The 2715-nt window shown below is 65.1% G+C and carries 2 protein-coding genes; both read right to left on the reverse strand.

The window, feature by feature from the left end; genetic code table 11:
- Positions 1–2146 (reverse strand): transglycosylase domain-containing protein (locus AHiyo1_RS00915; protein WP_059387315.1); only part of this gene is annotated, 2146 nt, incomplete at its 3' end.
- 228 nt (positions 2147–2374) lie between these two features.
- Positions 2375–2715: prolipoprotein diacylglyceryl transferase family protein (locus AHiyo1_RS00920; RefSeq protein ID WP_172465462.1), on the reverse strand; the 341-nt coding region annotated here is incomplete at its 5' end.

Genomic DNA, 2715 nt, shown 5'->3' on the forward strand with positions numbered 1-2715 from the left:
AGCCGCTGATGAGGTTCTGCGGCGGGGCGTCGAAGTCGCCGTGGTCGTAAAGACCGACGACCTGCTGCATGTACTGCGCCCACTGTGGGCCGGCGATGTAGGCCCCGTCCACCACGGGGTAGTATCTGCCGTTGACCGTGATGTCGCGTCCGAGCCGCGAAGGCCCGCCGTTGAAGGGGTCTCCGAAGAAGGACGCCGTTGCGAGTCCTTTGGTGTAGCCGAGGACCCAGGTCTGGTTGTTGTACTGGTTGGTGCCGGTCTTGGCGGCGTCCGGGACACCGAGCTTCTGCGGGATCAGCAGACCGGAGCCCTTGGTCAGGACGTCCTGGAGGACATTGGTGGTGGCCTTCGCGACATCCGGTTTCAGGGCGTTCGGCTGGCACGCGGATGCCTGTCCGCCGATTCTTTTGCCTTGGGCGTTGTCGACCTCGGCGATCGAGATGGGTGCACAGTACGTGCCGTCCGCGGCGAAGGTTGCGAAGGCGTTGGCCATCGTCAGGGGGGCGACGTTCTGGCTGCCCAGGATATTGCCCAGGGTGGAGAGGTCGATCTTCTTGTCGTTCCCGTCGCCCAGGTGCAGGCCGATGGCGTCGGCGGCCCGCTGGACGTCGCAGAAGTCGTTCAGGCCGGCCAGGGACGCGAATGTCGCGGTGTTGATTGAGTTGTAGATGCCCTCGCGGACGCTCATGGGCCGGTACCAGTTGGGTTCGTCGTTCTGGAGGTCCGTGGAGGGTGGAAGAGTGCTGTCGAACCAGCCCTGGACGGGGCCGCATGTCGTCTTCCACGGGTAGTTGACGCCGTAACGCCGCTTCGACGCGTCGACAATCTGGTTCGTTGTTTTGCCTTCGCCGAGCCAGGCCGCGAGGGTCACGGGCTTCATGGTCGAGCCAGGCTGCATGCCGCCTACACCGCCCAGGTCGTTGCCGTTGGCGTCGGCGCGGTCGACGTTGAAGTTGTAGTCCGAGACGAAGCCTGTGCCGAGCTTGCGCGAGTTCTGCGCCATCGCGAGGACCTTGCCTGTGCCGGGCTGGACCGTGACGAGGGAGGCGCCCCATTTGTCGGGGTTCGTCCCTGTCGTGGCGTCGACCTGGGCCTGGGCGGGTCCTTGCAGGCGCGGGTCCAGGGTGGTCTTGATGGTCAGGCCGCCGCGCTTGATTTTCTGGATCCGGTCCTCCTGTGTCGCGCCGTAGGCTGGGTCGTTCTGGATCTGGTGGAGGACGTAGTCGCAGAAGTACTGGGCCTGTACGGCGTAGGCGCAGCCCTGTTTGGGCGGGTTGACCTTGAGCTGGATCGGGGTGTTGACGGCGTCCTGGTGTTGCTGGGCGTTGATGTAGCCGTGCTGGAGCATCGCGTCGAGGACCAGGTCCCGCCGCGTCTTGGACGCCTCGGGGTGCTGGGTCGGGTCGAACAGGGAGGGGCCGTTGACCAGGCCGGCGAGCAGGGCCGCCTGGGGCACGGCGAGGTCCTTGGCATCGACGGAGAAGAAGTACTGGCTAGCGGCCTGGATCCCGTAGGCGTTGGCGTTGAAGGAGACGATGTTGAGGTAGCCGGCGAGGATCTGGTCCTTCGAGAACTGCTTCTCGAGGCCGATGGCGAGCTTCATCTCCCGAAGTTTGTCGCTGATGCTCTTCTGGCCGTTGAGCACGACTTGGGCGTCCTTGCCCTGGGCAATGAGGTTCTCGTTGAGCACGTTGGTCACGTACTGCTGGGTCAACGTGGAGGCGCCCTGCCTGGCCCCACCGCTGTTCGTCACAAGGGCGCGCAGGATGCCCGTCGGGTCGATGCCCCCGTGCTGGTAGAAGCGGGAGTCCTCGATCGCGATGATCGCGTTCTTGATGTTGGGCGACATCTGCTCGAGCGGAACCTGGGTGCGGTTCTCGTTGAACAGTGTCGCGATTTGGGAACCGTCTGCCGCGAGGACCCTCGTCACCTGCCCGGGAGGGGCCACGGTCAGCTCGCCGGGCAGTCGGTTGAAGAACTGGACCGAGCCGTTCGCCGTGATCCCGGCCACGGCCGCGGCGGGCACCATCAGGCCAGCCAGGAGCATCCCGCAGACGGCGCTCACGCCGAGGAAGACCAGTATCCGGCCCAGCGTTGTTCCCGTGTCCAGGAGCCGGTTCCTGCCGCGGGTCACAGCTGCCGCCATGGGAGGTGTCTGCGGCTTTCGGGGCACGCCGGATCCCCCATCTGGCCAGGGCCTAATTCGTATCTCTTGAACATATCTTCCTCAGGTTCTCCGGCGATGGATCGATCGTGTTGGGTCTCGGGCGTAGTGCCCCGCGCTTCTCAAGCGCCAGGGTGGTGGGCGTTGCCCGCATTTCAGGCACGTGGGCCAGGTGTGGTCGGGTCCGGGCCGTCATAACGGCACGGCATGTCAGCCGCCGGCGGTCAGGGGTTCAGAGGAGTGCGGGGCGGAATCCCCAGGCACGGCCATCGAGCGCCTGCGCCGGAACAGGAGGACAAACGCGACGGCGCCCGCGAGGAAGATCAGGGCGGCAACCCAGGTGTTCACCCGGAGCCCGAGGATCAAGTTGGCATAGTCGGAGCGCATCAGTTCAAAAGCGAAGCGCCCCGCCGTGTACCCGGCAACATACAGGGAGAACACGCTTCCCGCCCCGAGAGTGAAGCGCCGGTCCACATACAAAAGAAGAAGCCCGACGACGACACACCACAGCGATTCGTAAAGGAACGTGGGCTGGAAATAGCCCAGCACCA

Source organism: Arthrobacter sp. Hiyo1 (genome assembly GCF_001263615.2).
Classification (GTDB): Bacteria; Actinomycetota; Actinomycetes; order Actinomycetales; family Micrococcaceae; genus Arthrobacter.